Consider the following 17,375-nt stretch of genomic DNA (forward strand, 5'->3'; position numbering starts at 1 on the left):
ATGCAATCCTGCCCCTAGACCTGGGCGGGTCGGCTCTTCTTGGTGTCGTCGACCAGGATCTTGATCGCCTCGGGAGCTACGGAGAAGCGGACCTCACCGGTCGAGACATCCACGGACGCCCGAACCGGCACCCGGTGTCGGCCATTGACGCGCTTGCCAGCTGAGATCTCGACGGGAAACATTCCATTAGCAAATACATCAAGGTCACGGATTTGCAGGTTTTCCATTCGGCGACTCTCCCACACGTCTACCCGCGGCGTGGTCTTTCTGTTACGAAGACAACGACCCGACCAGTACATGACGACAGCTGCGTGGTGGCGTTGCGAACGCCCAACCCGCAGCGATCCGGCTAGCGCTCAGTAGTCTCGTCGCCTGCATCCAGTTGCGCGACTAGCGCTCGCAGGACGGTGAGCTCGGCGAGTAGCGCCTGACGACCGCGTGGCGTGATCGATGCCCAGGTCCGGTTCCGTCGGCCGTCGTAGCCCTTGCGGAGGTTGACGTAGTCGGCGTCGACGAGCACCTCGAGGTGGCGCCCGAGATTGCCGTCGGTGAGGCCTAGCGTGCGGCGCAGGTAGGTGAAGTCGGCATCCTCCGCCTCGGCGAGGATGCTCAAGACACCGAGCCGGGCCCGTTGGTGGACGACCTCGTCGAGCGCGGCCGCTGGGTGGATCGCGCCGACGTTCGCTTCACTCATCGCCAGCGACGGGGCTTGGTGGTGTCAGTGCCCGTTCCGCGATGAAGGCACGGACGCCGAGCCCGATCAGGATGACGGCCGCGGCAACGAGGACAACGACGCTGGGTTGCGGGCCGAGGAATCGAAGGTGGTTGTCGAGCACAAAGTAGGTGACCAGTGGCGAGGTGGCCGCGAGAAGGATGCCCGGGATCCACAGCATGCGATCCTGACCGCGCCACCCGAGAATCGCCAAGCCGACGCCGAGGAAGAACAGCGCACCGAGAAAGAACCCCGCGATCGGGACCATCATCGCCATGAGTGCACTGATCACCAAGACCACACCGTAGCCATCCGTGCCCGTCCCGAGCCCCGTCACCAAACGGCGCACGACCATGACCAGATAGAGCACTAAGAACACCGCTAGCGGCACGAAGATCTCAACGACGAACGCCACGCTGACAGCAGCCCGGAGCCAGGCCAGGACGAGCAACCCACACGCGACGAAAACCAGCGGCAACGACCGGGCGTGCCGACCGGCCCTGGTGCGCTCGCGTGTGTGCTCGGCGAGCTCCAGGACGGTGCCATCGGTGGACATGGTCGTAACTCTGCTCTGCAGAGTGACCCACGTCAAGGGTCTACTCAGCCTCGCGCCGGTTCCTGGAGCACCTTCGCGACAGTCAAGCGTCGAAACCTAGGCCGTACCCAGGTCGGCCGCGGAGTCGATGTCGGCTTCCGCTGGCTAGGGTCAGGTCATCGGACGCGACATCTGGCGCCGCCCTGCTGGTGGCGCCAGCCACCGTCGGTCACCGAAGAATCGGGGTCGAAGGCCAGATGATGATGTGGGCGTTCTTGTCAGGGATGCTGATTCCGCTCGCGATGATGGCGTGCAGCCCGGTCTTCAAGCACGTAGCGCGGGGCGAGCCGAATCCCTGGTCTGGGTACCGGACCGCTCGGGCGATAGCGAGCACGCGGAATTGGCGCGAGGCAAACCTCCTGGCTGGGCGCTACTGGTTGCGGTATGGCGCCCGACTCGGGGTCGTGTGCGTCCTGACGTACGCGGGGCTCTACTTCTCTGGCAATCGAGACATCAGCACCTGGCAGAACGTCGCGTTCCTCCTCGCAGTGGTGGGCCTTGGCGTCATGGCCGGCACCTGCCTACCTATCGAGCGACGGCTCGCGGCAATGGACCGAGACGCGACGATCGGCAGTTCGGCTCTCGCCCGGCGTGCCGAATGAGCGGGGACACGCCTCGGGCCGAGCACTGGAGGATGGACCGCCGTGCAGTCACAGCGAACGAGTTCTTCGAGGTCACTCATGCAGAGGTCATCCCGTTCGTGAGCGACGAAGCGACTTGGCACGACTTCGACTACCTCGATGTCGCCGACCTGGCAGCGATTCTGGAGTCGCACTATGGGGTACTGATCGACGAGACCACGCTCGGCCTGCCGTTCTGGAAGCTGCTCGACTTCCTGGCCGCCAACCGAACCCAAGCGCAGGGATAGCGTCCTCACGAGCGAGCAAGCCAAGGAAGCAAGGCAGAGGCGCTCGCTCATCGGCATGTGTCGACGCCGAGACCTTGCGATAGACCCACCGTCTTGGTGATGAGTAAGACCAGAAGATGCCAGAGATCAAGAAGTTGCTCCTCGGTGACCACGACAACGTGAGCCTGGAGCTCGAGAAGGTATTCGGCAACGGAGCCACCGGACGGGTCGCGCTTGACACGGCTATGACCTGGGGTCGGGAAGTGCTCGATTCGAAGGGTGTCTCGGCGCAGGACGGGCTGCTGACCATCAAGACTCTTCGTCACGGCGAACCCCAGTTGAGCCTGCGCCCGGCGACGCATCTCGCAAGACTGCTCGCACAGTGATCCCCCTGTGGAGGAGCGGGGCAGCGCCGCGGGGATGCGAACCAAGTGTCCCTGTACGGTGACTGCGTGGACGCGCCCAGAGCTTCGCCCGTAGATGCGCACGCCTACCTCGGTCCTGAGGAGTCTGATTCTTCGCGTTCGTTCTGGCAGCGCATGCGTCCCTGGCTTGAGCGGATCCTCGCTGTCGCGCTCGGCAGCGTCGCGGCGGAGTTGAACCTGACGTCATGGATGATCGGCGCCGGCGCTCTCGGCCTTGTAGCGATGGCCGTCGTAAGCCAGTACAAGCGGCATGTTCGGCGGCCGCTGCAGGTAGCAAACGGGGGGATCGATGGCTAGCACATCCTTGAAGGCCAAGTTCGTTCCGTGGCACCGCACGCTGGCCCAGGTCGTCGGGCTGGGGAGTGGAGTGGCGCTGTGGCTCGTGGGCACGGCCGGTGCCCCGCCGATTGGATGGCAGGCCACGGTCGCCTGGGTTCCGTTCGTAGCGCTGACGGTCGCCAACCTCCGCTGGCACAGAGAAGCGAATATGGCTACGGGTCGGCCGGTCGATCAGAACACGTAGTCAGCCGATGCTTCGCCTCCCGGTTTGGAGGGCGGGGCACCGACCCACGCTGACCATCGAGTCGCCGTGCACCCCGACAGCAATCTGCCCAACCGGTGGCGGACAGAAGGCCGTGGACGCCTCGCCCGGGCAAAGGACCCGGGCCCGCGCGTTTCCGAGATGACGTGTGCGCAATCTGACGCAGGTTCGCCGAACAGCGACTGTTTACACGGTGACCTTCATGCCGGCGCGGCCGCGATCGTCGCTAAGCGACAGCAAAGTGGTGTTGCCCGCTTCGCGGCGGCCACCTTCAACGAGGGATGAGCGCGCGTGCGATCAAGGGGAGCACCGCGGCATGATGGATTCATGCGCATTGAGGGTGAGCCCGGTCAGTCCCTCCCTGCCGCCTACCTGTGGCTGACGAAGGAGGAGGCCAGCGAGTTGCGCGACGCTCTTGTTGACCTTCTTGCCGAGGGGGGCCCCGATTGGCATGCCCATGTCTCGTCCGGCGACTTCTCAACCGAAATCACCATCGCATGTGAGGAGTAGCCGAGTCAGGCGCGCGCCGCGGGGCAACTGCGAACTGGCGATCACGCTTGGATGATCGCGCTCTGCGGTCAGCCTCGCGCATTCGTCTCAGGTCGATCCACGCCAGCGGTGGCCAACCACCCGCCGCATATCGCCACGTAGGTGCCGACGCGCTCGTCACTGAACGACAGCTTTGCGCTGGGCGTTCGGGGGCGGTGATGGTTCCGCTTGGGCCCGCGGCAGTATCTGGGCGGCGGCCGTTGCCAATTGCTTCGAGTCCACCGAATTCGGAGTACGGTGGCGGATCAAGGACTTGAAGAACTTGGTGCACGGGATCGCAACATCCGGGCAATTATCGCAAAGGAGCGAAGATCGTGGCGAATACCGCAATACCGCCCCTTGGTTCGAACAATCAGGACCCCACGCGTTTTCAAGTCCTCCCGGAGCACGTGAAACTTGAAGACACCATCGCAACACAAGTCACGGACCCACCGCCCGACCCGACAATGGGGCGCGACGCCGATCTCGCCTGGCTGCTCCGAACCGCGGGCTAGTTTTCTGCCTCCGCGTCGTTGGTCGCCGCCTCGATTGCGGGCACCCCGGGCGATGACCTCACCTATGGTCGTCCGCCCAGATTTGCCCTAGCTCTGAGCGATCTGTGCGCTGTGATTATAGCGCAATGGGAGGATAGAATGAAGCAAGAGGCACGCGATCTAATAGCCGGCCTACTCTTCAGCGGAATGCTGGTACTGATCGCTGCAGCAGTCACTCGGTTGACTGATGGATCCCTTTTTTCGGCGCTCGTTGTAGTCTTCATTGCCGGGTTTTCATTGAAGGCTCTCGTGCGGCTTTGGCGCAATAGTCGAACTCGCCGAAACAAAGAACTGTTAGCCAGAGGTGCAGAAACTACTGAGCGACCGACCTCATAGTTCCATCCGAAATCGGCGTCGTGCTCGGAGTTGGCGTGCGGCCAGCCTAGGACTCGTATCCGCAGGACGGAAGGCTCCGTCATCGAACGGATCCAGCGGCCTCATGCCGGGGAGGTCCGGTGCGTACTGATCGCTGACGCATAGGTCCGGTGCGTACTGATCGCTGACGCATAGGTCCGGTGCGTACTGATCGCTGACGCATAACCGTGCCGCCGTCGACTAGGTGAAGATGTCGACGACGCTCAGGCGTTTGGTGTCCCGGCACGAACATCACTAACTGCCACTCAGCTCGCTGGCGACCCGGCGCTTCGCGACAGTTATCTGGTGGCCGTGCTCGTCGTGACTGAGCCGAGAATTTCGATGTCTGGGTACGTGCTGCTGGCGGATTTGGTCGGGTTTCAGCTGGTCCCTCTTGAGAGGGAGGGTGAGTCGTCCCGACGATGGTGGTTCGGCCACCGTGTCGCCACCAGGATTGCGGGTATGGACGTCGTCGAGCCGGTCACCGTTGCCCCTGCCCTCACTTCGATGAGAACGAGGCTGAGCGTGTTTTGGCGCGCTGTGGACTACGTGCGGGCGGCCGGGTGGGTGCTTTCCCTCGGCTTTGCCGCGATGGTCGCCATGTTGCTCCTGATCACGCCGCTCGAACTGCCAGAGTCGGCGTTCGGTGTCTGGCCTCTCGTGGCGCGCGAGGTTGGTTCGCGTCTTGATGGCGCGTTCGTGCCCGTAGCCCTGGTCGCGAACGTGAGTGTCATCGTTGGGATCGTGCTCGCGCGGCGCTCGGCGGCATTGGGCATCGTTCTCACCACGTGGCCGTTCGCCCTGATTGCGGTCTATGGGACGTTCTTGTGGGCGTGGTGGTTGGGTCTGGCGGCGGTGGCCGTGTGCGTGGCGCTGACCCGCCCGTGGTGGGCTCTGGTTCCCTACGCGTTCGCGGTGGCGGTGAGCGTGGTCTTCAACGGAGCAAACCTCATCGCCCTGTTCCCGTCTGGTGAAGGGTCCCTCGGAGGCCCGGGAGGGTGGGGATACGTGGTGGGCTATTCCGCGTACTCCGGGGGCGCGGTCGCGGTGAGTGCGGCAATTGGGATCGCGTTCCGAGCGCGGACCCGCGCCGAGTACGCCCGCCGCACCGAGCGTCGAGCGCTGGTCGTGGAGTCCACGGCGGCGGAGCGAGCGCGCCTGGCCCGCGATCTGCATGATGTCGTCGCTCACCATGTCTCCCTCGTCGCGGTCCGCGCAGAGAGCGCGCCGTACCTGCACCCGGGCATGGGCGCCGAAGCCCGTGAGGTGCTGCGGGAAATTGCGGTCGACGCGCGGAGCGCCTTGGGTGAGCTCCGTCAGGTCCTGACGATCCTGCAACGCGCCGAGGGAGCCGAGCTCGGACCTCAGCCCGGAGCTGACGACGTCGGAGCTCTCGTTGGCGAGGCCCAGGCGGCAGGCCAGCAGGTCACCGTCGTCGGGACGTGGTCCCGTGTGCCGGCCGCGCAGGGGTACGTGCTCTACCGGGCGGCCCAGGAAGGTTTGACGAATGCACGCCGTCACGCGCCCGGAGCGTTCGCGACCCTCACCCTTGAACAGGGCGAGAGTCTCGTCGGCTTCCGGTTGACGAATCTGGTGCCGATGCCCAGCAGAGACAGCGACTCTGGCCGGGGTCTTCTCGGCATGCAAGAGCGAGTCGCCTCCCTCGGCGGCACACTCACCGCCGGGATCGAAGACGGTACGTTCATCCTCGTGGTCACCCTGCCCGTTGCGACGCGATGACGACCACCGTCGTCATCGCCGACGACCAGCCGGTCGTCCTTCGAGGGTTCGGTGCGATCCTCGCGGCCGCCCCGGACCTCGAAGTGGTCGGGACAGCACCCGATGGTGGAGCACTCGTCGAGCTCGTCGCTATCCACAATCCAGACGTTGCCGTGGTCGATATCCGGATGCCGGTCCTCGATGGAATCAGTGCCACGGCGCGCATCTGCGCCGCGTATCCCTTGACGCGCGTGCTGATCCTGACGACGTTCGACCTCGACGAGTACGTCTACCAGGCGCTACGAGCCGGAGCCAGTGGGTTCCTCCTCAAGGACACCCCCGCTGAGCGACTCGTCGAGGGCGTGCGACTGGTCGCGTCCGGATCGATGCTCCTAGGCCCGACCGTGACCCGCCGCCTCATCAGTGACTTCGCCGAACACACGCCAAACCGTGGAGTCCCCGGTCTGGGCGACCTGACCCCGCGCGAACGCGAAGTACTCATGACGGTGGCGCGCGGACTGTCGAACGCCGAGATCGCCACCGAGCTGTTCATCACCGAGCAAACCGTCAAAACCCACGTCTCCGAGGTGCTCCGCAAACTTAACCGCCGCGATCGCGTCCAACTCGTAATCGATGCCTACGAATCGGGACTCATGGGTGCGCCACCCCAACCGCGCCCCGCCCTCAAATGACCCTCGCCAATCCCAGCGGACCCAACCTAGCGACAGCTTTGCGCTGTCTGGCCGATCTAGCCGCAGTTTCACCGGATGTACTACTGCGGTCAGTCGGAACATGGCGGACGATGTGGCCCATCGCCGCAGGTCAGGGCGCTGGAGGGCCCGGAACTCAGCCACGGGATCCGCCCTCGACTCAGGGCTCCCGCGCCCGTGGAAGGGCTTCTGAACTGCGCGTTTACGAATGGCCTTCATCTGATGAAAGGTTCTTTCGTCTGATGAAAGCAACGAAGGAGGCTCTACGAAGTTAACCGGGCAACGGTGGGGTGGGTCGTGGACGTAGTGGGCCCGTGACCTCGGTGATCATGGCTGTATCGAGCAGGACATGGTCATAGAGCGAGGTCACGGGCTTGGTTCAGGGTACGCATGTGCAGGGGGTCCCTCCGGTCGTGGTTTCGGGGGTGTCGCGGTTGTTGGACCTGGAGGGGTTGGCGGTCCGGGAGATCACGGCGGACGGGTGCGGTGGTCGGGTCGTGCACGTGGTCACGGCGGACCTGGCGGCGTCGGCGTGCCCGTCGTGCGGGGAGTTCTCCACCGCACTCAAGGGCCATGTGACCACGAGGCCGCGGGACATCCCGTATGGGACCAGGCCGCTGCGCCTGGTGTGGCACAAGCAGCGGTGGCGGTGCGTGGACCAGCGGTGCGCGCGGGGCTCGTTCACCGAACAGGTCCCCGCCGCGCGGCCCGGGGCGCGCCTGACGCGGCGGTTGCGGGCCGAGCTCGCCGACGCGGTCGCAGTCCAGCACCGGTGCGTGGCCGAGGCCGCGGAGTTCTACAAGGTGGGGTGGTCCACGGTCCACGACGCGTTCGTCGCCCGCGTCGACCCGGTCCTGGCGAAGCCCCTGCCCCTCGTGCGGGTACTGGGCATCGACGAGACCCGACGTGGCAGACCGGTCTGGGCCCACGACCCCGACACCGGCCGGTGGGTGCTGGCCTGCGACCGGTGGCATACCGGGTTCGTGGACGCGGACGGCACCGGCGGGCTCCTCGCGCAGGTCGAGGGCCGCTCAGCAGCCTGCGTGTCGGGGTGGTTGCTCGCTCAGCCGGCGTCGTGGCGGGCCGCGATCACGCACGTGACCATCGACTTGTCCGCGTCGTTCGCCAAGGGTGCCCGCGACGGCCTGCCGGGCGCCATCCAGGTCGCCGACAGGTATCACCTGGTCCAGCTCGCCAACGACACCACGACCGCGGTCCGTCAACGCACCGTGCGGGAGGCCACCGGGCGTCGGGGCCGCAAGATCGACCCGGCCTGGCAGGTCCGGCGCCAGCTGCTCACCGCACACGAGCGGCTGCGTCCGGCGAAGTTCGCCACGATGTGGAACGCGCTGCTCGACACCGGCGAGGCGGGCGTGGAGATCCTGGGCGCCTACATCGTCAAGGAGGACCTTCGTGCGTTGCTCGCTCTGGCCGGGACCCATCCCGAGCGGGCCGTGATCTGTCGGCGGCTGACCACGTTCTACGAGCACGCCGCCGCGTCGAGCGCACCCGAGGTCCACCGACTCGCCGCGACCGTCGACCGGTGGTGGCCGGCCGTGCTGGCGGGCCTCGAGACGGGGTACTCGAATTCACGGTCGGAGGGCTACAACCGCCTGGCCAAACACGTGGGAAGAGACGCTTTCGGGTTCAGAAACCCGGTCAACCAACGCCGCCGCATACGCTGGGCATGCACCCGTCAGCACCGACGGGCGGCAGCCGTGAAAACCCCGCTGCCCGGCTAACTTCGAAGAGCCACGAAGGACGGCTCCTGACAGTCAGGAACAGCCGCAGCGGCTCCCAGTTCGTCGGCGTGCGACCAGGCCGGCGGACGTCACCAGGATCAACCAGGACGGCCCCTTCGGTCAGCTGGGCGCGGACGCCCGCGCGGCCGGGGAAAAGTGCACGAGCGGGCGAGTGCTCCACGCAACAGCGGCCCAGGTGACGGCCCAATTCCTCCCATGCCTGGCCTTCTTGGTGGAGGTGTTCGTTGCACGGTCCGCGAGGACCTCGGGCCGTGTGTTCGTGGCACGGCGGCCCAGGAGGGCAGGCGCCCGGAGTCGGTGCGCACGTCCGCCCCGACGGAACCGCGAGGGCAGCCCAGATCAGAGTCGGCCACCACGACAAAGTAGGACAAGCCGGTTCAGAATCCGGGGAACACAGACCACCCGATCAACGGCCACTACCAGTACTTCGCGGCATGTCCGGGCGAGCGCGGCCGCCGGCGGTCGAGAGCGACTGCCGTCGCAGCGCAGCCAAGCGCGACGCCTGCGCCGACGGCGCTGATCCAAGCGACGACGGTGTTCGTCTCGCGCCCCTCGTCTGCGCGGCCAGCCCCGCGGATGCGGTCCGGGTTGCCGACGGGGTACTCCAGTGCGACTTCGTCGCCCACCTTCGAGTCGATCCTGAGGTCTAGTTGGTCGACGCTCGCCTGGCCAGTTCGGACCGTGTCATTCGCCTGATACTCCAGCTGGAATACGCGGTAGCGGTGGCCGTCATCCCAGGACAAGACCGTCCCGGTGGTCTGCGCCATTGCGCCTTGGTAGGGCCGTTCCTGAAACCACATCACCGCCAGAGTGCTGGCCGCCAAAGCGGTGGCGATGCCGACGAACGCTGCACATACCCAAAGCGTCGCGACGGTCGCACTCCCGCGTGAATTGGTCTGCTCGTCGATGTCGGTCTTCATCTGGGTCCGCGACATTGACATCAAGCCCGCGCCCGCGATGAGGCTGAGCATGAGAAGCATGTAGAGGACGACCACGACGACTCCGACAATCACACCGACCCCGGCACCGGTCTCGACAGAGCGGCCGAGGAGTGCGGCGATTCCCGCTCCGACTCCCGCTCCAATGCCGAGGAGCAGGACCACCGCTCCGATCAACCTCGTCCGCGCACCCATCGAACCGGTGTCCAGATCGGCGTAGAGGGCCAATGGAAGATCTCGGACGCCCCATACGCCCACGGCCACGGCCCTGACGCGCGAGTGCTTGCCGCCCGGGTCATCGTTCGGGGTCGGGCGCGTCGCGCGCGGCCATGCGTACCGCTCGGCGGCCGTTGGGCGCCGGTGCTCGTCGCGGATCACCTCGCGGTACGTCGCTTCGCCGATGACATTCCAGAGGGCGAACGCCAGGTCGATCGCTTGGTCGTCGTCCCAGGCCCTGCCGGCGAAGACGACCGTCTGCCAGCGCGACCAGCCCACGTCATCAGGCAACGCGTCAAGGCGCGCAAGGCGTTCTGCGGCGTCGCGGTCCGCGTCGAGCGCCACGACCCGATCGACGAGGGCGGATCGGAGAGCCGGTCCCTGGGCGCCGAGGCTCGCCTGACGACTGTGCGCCAAGGCGCTGCACACCAGGGCGTCGGCGGGTATGAGGATCTGCCACGGCTGCCGGGGCTGGACCATCCTCACGGCCCGAGCCTAGCCAGACGCCAGCTGCCGCTCGATCGAACCGGACCCATGTGTTCGTGCGAGTTCAACGGTCTCTCCGATCAGTAGCGCCGGGCCGCCGACCATCACTTCTTTCACGCAGATGCCGGCTTGGTCACCGCTGAGCGACAGCTGATGACGTCTCGAGCACCTTGCTGGAATTGGTCCACCACGCGCAAGGTCAACATCGTGCATAATGACCACACTGTTACGTTCGCGACCCGGACCAAGGTGCGATCCCTCTCAACGAGTCGCGCAAGGAGGCCGTGCCAAGGTGCGAAATAGAATTGGTTCGAAGAAGATAAGCATTGCGGTGACTTTCTTTCTTGGCGCGGCTGCTTCGGCCTTTGGCGTGCTGTCCTATGGCGAGCCTGTCTATGTCATCCCCGCAATACTGCTCACAGGCGCCATGCTGCTCACTTCCCCAGAGCTGAGGCGCAGACTCTCCGGGGGTCATTGGGGTCGAACTGAGGATGACTCGAAGTAGTACTCCACAACCTGGAGGCGCACTGAAGGCGTGCTGCGTCCGAGCAGCAGCCAACGGTGGCCACGAACCTGGACACCCGTCGGAGTTGCGTCCCGACAGTTGCATCACAAGTTGCCCAAACGCTCGATTGCACAAGCGTTGGATTCGGATACGACCGGCGCCCGCCAGGGACGACTCGGGTCGGCGCTGGCGTTGGCGCGGTCGCCACGCATGGCGCTGGCCTACCCGGCGCTGAACGACAGGTAGGCGTCGCCCACTTCGTGGCAGGGGCGCGTACCTGTGCAAGGCTTCCCAATGTGATTGATGACCGCCTTCGCCGGGAGATCCTAGAGCTTGGCCTGGAGGACGACATACCGCTCTCGGAACTCGCAGGCGACTGCCGAGCAGCTGGCCTGATCGGAGACGGACCGGCGGGTATCGATGCGCTGGCGCGGGCCCTTGCACAACTCGCACGCACTGGCGAGATCCGAGTTCTCGTCGGCGCGTGGAACGACCCGGAGCCGCGCCAGGTGCAACTAGATGATGCCGAACGACTCCTTGCTGACCGGCGTCAATACTCCTCGGATGAGGAGATCGCTCACGGTCTGGAACGTGTCTTCTACGTCAACCGGGACAACGTCGTCGAGTGAGCAGGAGTGGAAGCCACCTGGGTGGCAGCATCCGCACGTGCTGGATGCAAGCCACCATCATGCGCGGACGTTTGAGCTGACCGGGCCGCCAAACATCACCACGCAGGTGCCGACGCGTTCGTCACTGAACGAGAGTGAGCGCGCGGCACCAGTAGTCGGTGCTGAGCGACAGTCAAGCGCCGACTGGCGAAACTCACAAGCCGATTGGCGGCGACCCTGACCCGGTGCCCAATCCCGGCTCGGAGTCGTCCCGGTTCACACCGGGCTGTAGAGGGCGGCCGCGGCGCCTGTCGCTGCGGCCCAGTATCGATCGCCGTAGGACCAGTGCCACCACTCGGGCGGGTAGTTGACCAAGCCCGCTCCGGTGAGCGCTTCGCCGAGCACGTGGCGCCGGTACCGCGCCGACTCCGGGATGTTCGTCGCAGCGGTGAAGCACGCGTTCGCGCTGGCGGCCGGCGTGGCGTTGACCCGGGTCCCCATGTCGAGCTCGACGCCGTCCTGCCACAACGTCAGGTCCACGGCCGCACCGCACGGATGCGGCGCGACGGACACCGGGGAGACGTGCTTGCTCGCCTCGTCGTCAAGGCGCGACGCAGGCCAACCGGGGTTGAGCTCGTTGAGTTCCGATCGGTAGCTCTCGAAGTAGTGCCGCTGGAGTGCCGCCGGCCGGTGGCATTCGATGATGAGGAGCTTCATGTCGTCGGGTAGAGCTGTCTGCGCCACGAGCAGGCGTTCGAGGACTCCGGACCGCAGGTGAGACCAGGCACCGTCGACGTCCTGCTTGCGTGAGTCGATCAGCAGACCGCCGTGCACCTGGAGGTCGAGCAAGACCTCCCCGCACTCGAGCACTGGCACGGCGGCAACGGAGGGATCGGATAGCAGAAGCACGTCGACACCCTACGACCGTGCCGAACGACTGCCAGCGCCTCGAGCCGCTGCTGCGCCTTGGCGACCGGTATCTGGCGTCCGCACGAGCAGGACGTTCCCGCGGGAACGTTCGTGCGCCGCCACGAGATGGCCCGGCCGACGACCCGCGTGTACAGGCAGCCACGTGTTCGTCGGCCGTGACCTCCAATTCCTGGCGCTGAGAGGTGTCCTAGGTCGACACCCGCTCGCCAGGAGTGCTCGCCTGCGGGTCCACAACCTTGCATTGACAGGTACCGGCTTTTTGGGACTATCATGCATTGCATGGCAGCACCCGAGAGTCCCACCGCATTGTGGCTGCGCGGACTGCTGGATGTGTGCCTGCTGGCCGCGCTGGAACACGGTCCGTTGTACGGGTACCAGATGACGCGGTACCTCGCCGACAGCGGCCTGGATGTGGTCGCGGAGGGCTCGATCTACCCGGCCCTGGCGCGGATGGAGAAGGCCGCCCTCGTGACGTCCTTCCGGGAGCCGAGCACTGAGGGTCCGCCGCGCAAGTACTACCGACTGAGCGAGGCAGGGACCGAACTGCTGGGGCACCGACGCCACCAGTGGAAGGACTTCAGCCGGGCCGTGACAGTGGTCCTGGGGCAAGAGGAGACGAAATGACGGACGTCGTATCGACCTGCCGATCCACGTGGAAGCGGCTGGGCGTGCCCGCGCAGGCACGGGCCGACCTCGAGTTCGAGCTGCGCACCAACCTGGACGCGGCAGCCTTCGACGGGTTGGACGCAACGACGTTCGTCGGCGGCGACCCGGACGGCCTCGCCCGAGAGTGGGCCGTGGCACGGGGCTTGGTCCGGTCACGTTGGCTGGTCGCCGGCTCCCTCCTCACGGCCCTCGTCGTGGGCTACGCCTCGCTCACGTTCTTCGTGCTGATGTTCATCGGGCGTGGGTACTCGGTGGCATCCCCGCCGGACTCGCCTGCACTCTGGCTGCCACTGCTGGCTGACGACGCGACGTGGCTCCTGCTCCCCGTCCTCGTGGCAGTCGGTCTCTACCTGCGGTTCGCCCACGACACCCTCGCGACCCGCACCGTCGTCCTCGTCCTGGTGACTTCGCCAGTCACCTTGTGGCTGAGCGAACTCACGGCATTCGCCCTCCAGGGTCCCGGCGGAGCGCCCGCACGGTCGTTCTGGGTCTCTGTGGTTTTCGCGCTGTTGCTCGCCACCATCAGAGCAGCGATCGTCGCCGCCGACCGCCGTCCTACGCACCGCTGACTCGACGCAAGTGTGTGGCTGAGGCAGTGCAGCACGGTCCGCAATCGGACGCCCCAACTGTTGAAGGACCGACCGCGGCTGCTGGCATCGTGCAGCTCGCTGGCGAACCAGGGGAAGTGGCTGCTCGCTCCGCAGGAGGATCGACCACGACACCCGGTTCGTGCACTGGCCCCACTGGCCGCATTCGCGAGGTGCGTGGGCTCCGGCGGCCACAGAGGCGCCGGCGGCACGGACGTCCCTTCTGCCATTCAGGTCGCCGCCGACTCAGCACGTAGCGACAGCCAAGCGGTGGTGGCCCAAAGAGGCGAGTGGGTCGATCTCGCGCGCTGCAGTCGAACCCGTGAAACTCACCACTGCTGGTGTTGTGAATTGTGCGACCACCCTTCCGATACCATGACAGCAGGTGGAAGAAGCCCAAGCGGCAAGACCTCAGGGGGTTTCGGTGATTAGAATTGGCCCGGAAGAACGAGATGCTATTTTCCGACCACGGTGGCGCTTAGTCTTCACCGCGGTGCTTGTAGTTCTTCCTTTTGTGCTCATTCCGGTAACGATTCAGGCTCCTGACCGGTTGGCAACCTGGATCGGTCCACTTTCGATCGTCCCGCTTGCATGGTGGTTCTATCGGGGGGTAGTGCGCGCGAGGCGGGAACGAGAATCGAAGGCCACTAAAGCCGGGTCTTAGCGACAGTCACGTGGCAACTCCCCGTACGTTCTTCCAATCGGCAGATCCGATCTGGAAATCGCGACATTCGGCCCCGCCTGGGCCAGGGGGCGGAGATTTGCCTGACCCCTTTCTCACGCAGTCGCGTCGATCAGTGGGCGGTTCCAGCCCCCGCCCGCGTCTTGATGGTCGTCGAGGTGGCCGGAAAGCCACGACATGGCGAGCCGTTTCAGGTTGTCCCGGTCGCCTCCGGTAGCGTCCGCGCCGTAGGTGATCGCCACGCCCTTGTAGGCGGCCGGCGCCGTCCCTTCGCCGAAGAACGTCATCACCGTCGCCCCGAGCGTCCAGCTGGTCAGGTTCCCACCACCGGAGAACATGTCCGTGACTCCAGCACCCGAACGCACGGCAACGAAGTCTGGTCGGCTAATCGCAGGGTCCCCCACGAGGTTCTGCAGAAGGGTCCCAGAACCGGCGCCGGCCGCAGGCGCCAGCAGTCGCGCGAGGAGAGTCTTGTCGCCCTCGGTGACAGTCGGTCGCAGGTCCACTGATGCGAGGCTCACGCGAGCAGAATCCGTGAGGGAGACATGCGCTGACGACGAGACCACCGACCCCGAACGCGTTGGTGAGAACCAGGGGCTCAACGGCGATGTCACATAGTTTGACAAACTGATCACTAGGTCTCCTCTTTGTGTCCCAATCGACGACTGGGAGGCGCCTATTAGTCTCTGAAGTAGTTGACCATCCGGGCAAGGAGGTCCTTGTCGATGGAAACGGCTATTGGGTCTCGACCTCCACCCTCCAGATCGTCTCGCCAGGAATCGGTACCGTCGACTCCGACTCCGTCGCAATCAAGTGCGAATTACGAAGATTGCCCGCTCTGACGGGCGCACATCAACGCCGCATAGTGCCACTTAAGTGACGATCGCCCGCTGGGAACGCCGGCCCGTAGGGGAGTGCGATGGGCGGGCTTGTTGTTGGGGGAGTCCGCCGACCACCGGCCGTGCCCGCGGCATGGTCGACCGTGCGAGGCGGAGCCGAGCGCGTCCACGGACGGGGGGCGTTTCGGTTCAAAGTGGCGAGTAAACGGTGACCTTGACGGGTTCTGGGCTCGGATCCGAGCCGGCCTCAAGGAGCGTTTGCGCAGATCAGATGCTGGTTCCGTTCGATCCGGCTGGTGCTTGATTCCAACTTGACCTCGGAAACGGATCGAATCTCGGCCCGGTCGGCGCCTGACCTACGGAGTATTTCCGCAGGTCAGGCGCCCTTTCTGTGCCCCGAGCGAGATTCGAACTCGCACTGGATCGGGTTTGACAGGTGGCCCGTGGTAACCACGGTTGCTCACGGCTAGTCCCTGTGACCTGGATAAATGCCGCCTACCCGGGCGTGGTCGGCGTGGGTGGTCATGGCTGGTCTCAATCATTAGCGACGAGTAAAAGGTGAGTTCGGTGCCATCTGCTCGACACTCATCGAGTTTGGGGGACGACTTCAGTCGCAGCGATCATCAGGGCCCCACCCACCACGGTGGGGAGGGAAAGTCAAAGGTTACGGCGCTCTGCCTCTCCCAAAGACGGTCTGACCCGTACCGCGGGTCGGGGTTGATCTTGCGGGTCACCACGATTGCCGCAACTACGGTGGAGCCGGCCGCCACCAGCCCGTGGTGAGCGGACTGTAGGCGGGCTCCGGTGGTGTAAGTGTCGTCGACGAGGAGCATCCTGCGGCCCGAGATGGCCGAGCCGGCAATCGGAATGAAGCCGGTGGGGCTGGCCTGGTTGAACGTCATCGCGCCCGGGCCGTGCTCGAGTGGCCTGGTGAAGGGCCCGAGCGCGTCGGGGAAGTTCGCCTCGATTGCCGCCTGCAGGGCAGGCTGGTTGTCGTGATGGGTAGAAGGAACTGCTATGACTTCGTCCCAGGCCCCGAACCGGGCGACTAGCGCGTCGTGGTGCTCGACAAGGTAGCGGGCCAGGATTGCGGCGACGTAGTGAGACTGCTCCTTGCGTACCGCGGGGTCCGGATGTTCCTTGTAGTCGTGCATCCGGTCTCGCAGTGCGGACGGTGTGGTGTAGTAGCTGATCGGGATTACCAGTTCGCACGGGTGCGAGACCTGAGCCGAGGTGCGTTCGCAACTGAAGCAGAGCCGGTCCGGCCGGGTCCGGCCAGACCGACAAAGCGGGCACACGTCCGGGGCGTCCTGCGCCATCGGTACCAGCTCCGGTACGAGCATGTCCGAGCTGGTGATCAGGCCGGGGGTCACGGTGCGGCTACGAAGGCTTCGAGTGCTTGAGCGACGGAGTCGGCGCTGCCGACAAAGTGCACGAGCGACTCGGCGGCGTATCTGCGGGCCCACGGTAGGTGGCCGAGTAGGGGTTCCCAGAGCAGTACGGGCTTGCCCTGCTCCTGCGCGATAGTCGCCTCGATCCGTGTCCCGCTTCGCTCGGTCAGTTCGACTAGCAGGCTGGCGCGGGTGAGGCCCGCGATGAGCACGTTGCGTGCGGGGAAGGTGGTCTTGCTGGGCGGCTGGCCGAGTTCGAACTGCGAGATCACGGCACCGCGTTCGGCGATGCGGTCCCGCAAAGCGGCGTTGGCGGCGGGGTAGATGCGGTCCACGCCGGTGCCGACTACCGCGATGGTCCGGCCGTTCGCTGCCAGTGCTCCGCGGTGCGCGGCTGCGTCGATGCCGGCCGCGAGACCGGACACGATGGTGTGCCCGAGTGACGCCACGTACCCGGCCACGGCTTCGGCGACTCGGATGCCTTCTGCGGTCGCGTCTCTGCTGCCGACGATGGCAAGGGAAGACTCGTCACTGGAGTGGCCGAGAGAGCCGCGGACGTATAGGTGCTGCGGGGGGTCCTCGATCAACCGCAGCATCCGTGGGAATCGGGGATCGGTGATCGCGAGCAGTTCGGCGCCCGAGACAGGTCGGCCCAGCTGGCTTGGCGGTTGGGCCCATCGGTCTGCGGCCCGCGAGGCGGCCGTGACTTTGGCCGCGAGCGTCGCGTTCCCAGGACGAACCTGTTCACTGATCATGCCTACGATCGTAGACAGTGCGTC

Annotated in this window: 19 protein-coding genes; 11 read left to right on the forward strand and 8 right to left on the reverse strand. The window is 65.7% G+C overall.

Going from position 1 to position 17,375, the window contains the following annotated elements; translation table 11 throughout:
• Positions 1–14 precede the first annotated feature (14 nt).
• The 3 genes from VTA80_RS16590 to VTA80_RS16600 all read right to left on the reverse strand — a co-directional run bounded on the left by VTA80_RS16590 (position 15) and on the right by VTA80_RS16600 (position 1,268).
• Complete coding sequence (locus VTA80_RS16590; RefSeq protein WP_407342190.1) at positions 15–227, reverse strand: hypothetical protein; 213 nt, start codon at positions 225–227, stop codon at positions 15–17.
• Positions 228–349: 122 nt separating this feature from the next.
• The gene (locus VTA80_RS16595; protein ID WP_407342191.1) at positions 350–694 is read right to left on the reverse strand and encodes a transcriptional regulator; all 345 of its coding nucleotides are present in this window, start codon (positions 692–694) and stop codon (positions 350–352) included.
• On the reverse strand, positions 687–1,268 hold the full coding sequence (locus VTA80_RS16600; RefSeq protein WP_407342192.1) for a hypothetical protein: 582 nt from the start codon (positions 1,266–1,268) through the stop codon (positions 687–689). Before VTA80_RS16600 ends, VTA80_RS16595 begins: the two co-directional genes overlap by 8 nt.
• A gap of 284 nt (positions 1,269–1,552) precedes the next feature.
• Between VTA80_RS16600 and VTA80_RS16605 the strand changes: the two genes are divergently transcribed.
• The 8 genes from VTA80_RS16605 (at position 1,553) to VTA80_RS16640 (ending at position 8,727) form a co-directional block, all read left to right on the forward strand.
• Positions 1,553–1,909 carry an SdpI family protein gene (locus VTA80_RS16605; protein ID WP_407345796.1) on the forward strand — a complete coding sequence of 119 codons (357 nt, stop codon included), beginning with the start codon at positions 1,553–1,555 and terminating at the stop codon, positions 1,907–1,909.
• A 98-nt stretch (positions 1,910–2,007) separates the two neighbouring features.
• Positions 2,008–2,175, forward strand: a complete 168-nt coding sequence (locus tag VTA80_RS16610; RefSeq protein ID WP_407342193.1) for a hypothetical protein — start codon at positions 2,008–2,010, stop codon at positions 2,173–2,175.
• 116 nt (positions 2,176–2,291) lie between these two features.
• Positions 2,292–2,540 carry a hypothetical protein gene (locus VTA80_RS16615; protein WP_407342194.1) on the forward strand — a complete coding sequence of 83 codons (249 nt, stop codon included), beginning with the start codon at positions 2,292–2,294 and terminating at the stop codon, positions 2,538–2,540.
• Positions 2,541–2,606: 66 nt separating this feature from the next.
• Positions 2,607–2,876, forward strand: a complete 270-nt coding sequence (locus tag VTA80_RS16620) for a hypothetical protein (RefSeq protein WP_407342195.1) — start codon at positions 2,607–2,609, stop codon at positions 2,874–2,876.
• A gap of 571 nt (positions 2,877–3,447) precedes the next feature.
• On the forward strand, positions 3,448–3,630 hold the full coding sequence (locus VTA80_RS16625) for a hypothetical protein (RefSeq protein WP_407342196.1): 183 nt from the start codon (positions 3,448–3,450) through the stop codon (positions 3,628–3,630).
• Between the two features lie 1,388 nt (positions 3,631–5,018).
• Positions 5,019–6,296 (forward strand): sensor histidine kinase, encoded by a 1,278-nt coding sequence (locus VTA80_RS16630; RefSeq protein ID WP_407342197.1) that lies wholly within the window; start codon positions 5,019–5,021, stop codon positions 6,294–6,296.
• Positions 6,293–6,967 carry a response regulator gene (locus tag VTA80_RS16635; RefSeq protein WP_407342198.1) on the forward strand — a complete coding sequence of 225 codons (675 nt, stop codon included), beginning with the start codon at positions 6,293–6,295 and terminating at the stop codon, positions 6,965–6,967. Before VTA80_RS16630 ends, VTA80_RS16635 begins: the two co-directional genes overlap by 4 nt.
• 392 nt (positions 6,968–7,359) lie before the next feature.
• Positions 7,360–8,727 carry an ISL3 family transposase gene (locus tag VTA80_RS16640; RefSeq protein WP_407341623.1) on the forward strand — a complete coding sequence of 456 codons (1,368 nt, stop codon included), beginning with the start codon at positions 7,360–7,362 and terminating at the stop codon, positions 8,725–8,727.
• 437 nt (positions 8,728–9,164) lie between these two features.
• Here the strand turns inward: VTA80_RS16640 and VTA80_RS16645 are convergent, their stop codons facing one another.
• A complete protein-coding gene (locus VTA80_RS16645; RefSeq protein ID WP_407342199.1) occupies positions 9,165–10,388 on the reverse strand; it encodes a hypothetical protein in 1,224 nt (407 codons plus the stop codon).
• Positions 10,389–11,189: 801 nt separating this feature from the next.
• Between VTA80_RS16645 and VTA80_RS16650 the strand changes: the two genes are divergently transcribed.
• A complete protein-coding gene (locus VTA80_RS16650) occupies positions 11,190–11,522 on the forward strand; it encodes a hypothetical protein (protein ID WP_407342200.1) in 333 nt (110 codons plus the stop codon).
• A 255-nt stretch (positions 11,523–11,777) separates the two neighbouring features.
• Here the strand turns inward: VTA80_RS16650 and VTA80_RS16655 are convergent, their stop codons facing one another.
• Entirely contained in the window at positions 11,778–12,410 is a 633-nt protein-coding gene (locus tag VTA80_RS16655; RefSeq protein WP_407342201.1) for a M15 family metallopeptidase, read from the reverse strand.
• A gap of 300 nt (positions 12,411–12,710) precedes the next feature.
• Between VTA80_RS16655 and VTA80_RS16660 the strand changes: the two genes are divergently transcribed.
• Together VTA80_RS16660 and VTA80_RS16665 are read left to right on the forward strand one after the other, a co-directional pair.
• Positions 12,711–13,055: a PadR family transcriptional regulator gene (locus VTA80_RS16660; RefSeq protein WP_407342202.1), complete on the forward strand. Its 345-nt coding sequence runs from the start codon at positions 12,711–12,713 to the stop codon at positions 13,053–13,055.
• Entirely contained in the window at positions 13,052–13,666 is a 615-nt protein-coding gene (locus VTA80_RS16665) for a hypothetical protein (RefSeq protein WP_407342203.1), read from the forward strand. Before VTA80_RS16660 ends, VTA80_RS16665 begins: the two co-directional genes overlap by 4 nt.
• 795 nt (positions 13,667–14,461) lie before the next feature.
• Here VTA80_RS16665 and VTA80_RS16670 read toward each other — a convergent pair.
• From VTA80_RS16670 to VTA80_RS16680, 3 genes are all read right to left on the reverse strand, one after another.
• A complete protein-coding gene (locus tag VTA80_RS16670) occupies positions 14,462–14,887 on the reverse strand; it encodes a hypothetical protein (protein ID WP_407342204.1) in 426 nt (141 codons plus the stop codon).
• 941 nt (positions 14,888–15,828) lie between these two features.
• A complete protein-coding gene (locus tag VTA80_RS16675; RefSeq protein ID WP_407342205.1) occupies positions 15,829–16,578 on the reverse strand; it encodes a ComF family protein in 750 nt (249 codons plus the stop codon).
• Positions 16,575–17,351, reverse strand: coding sequence for a DNA-processing protein DprA (locus VTA80_RS16680; protein ID WP_407342206.1), 777 nt, complete (start codon positions 17,349–17,351; stop codon positions 16,575–16,577). The genes VTA80_RS16675 and VTA80_RS16680 overlap by 4 nt, the downstream gene beginning before the upstream one ends.
• Positions 17,352–17,375: the final 24 nt, after the last annotated feature.

This window comes from Pengzhenrongella phosphoraccumulans, assembly GCF_045689905.1.
GTDB classification, from domain to species: domain Bacteria; phylum Actinomycetota; class Actinomycetes; order Actinomycetales; family Cellulomonadaceae; genus Pengzhenrongella; species Pengzhenrongella phosphoraccumulans.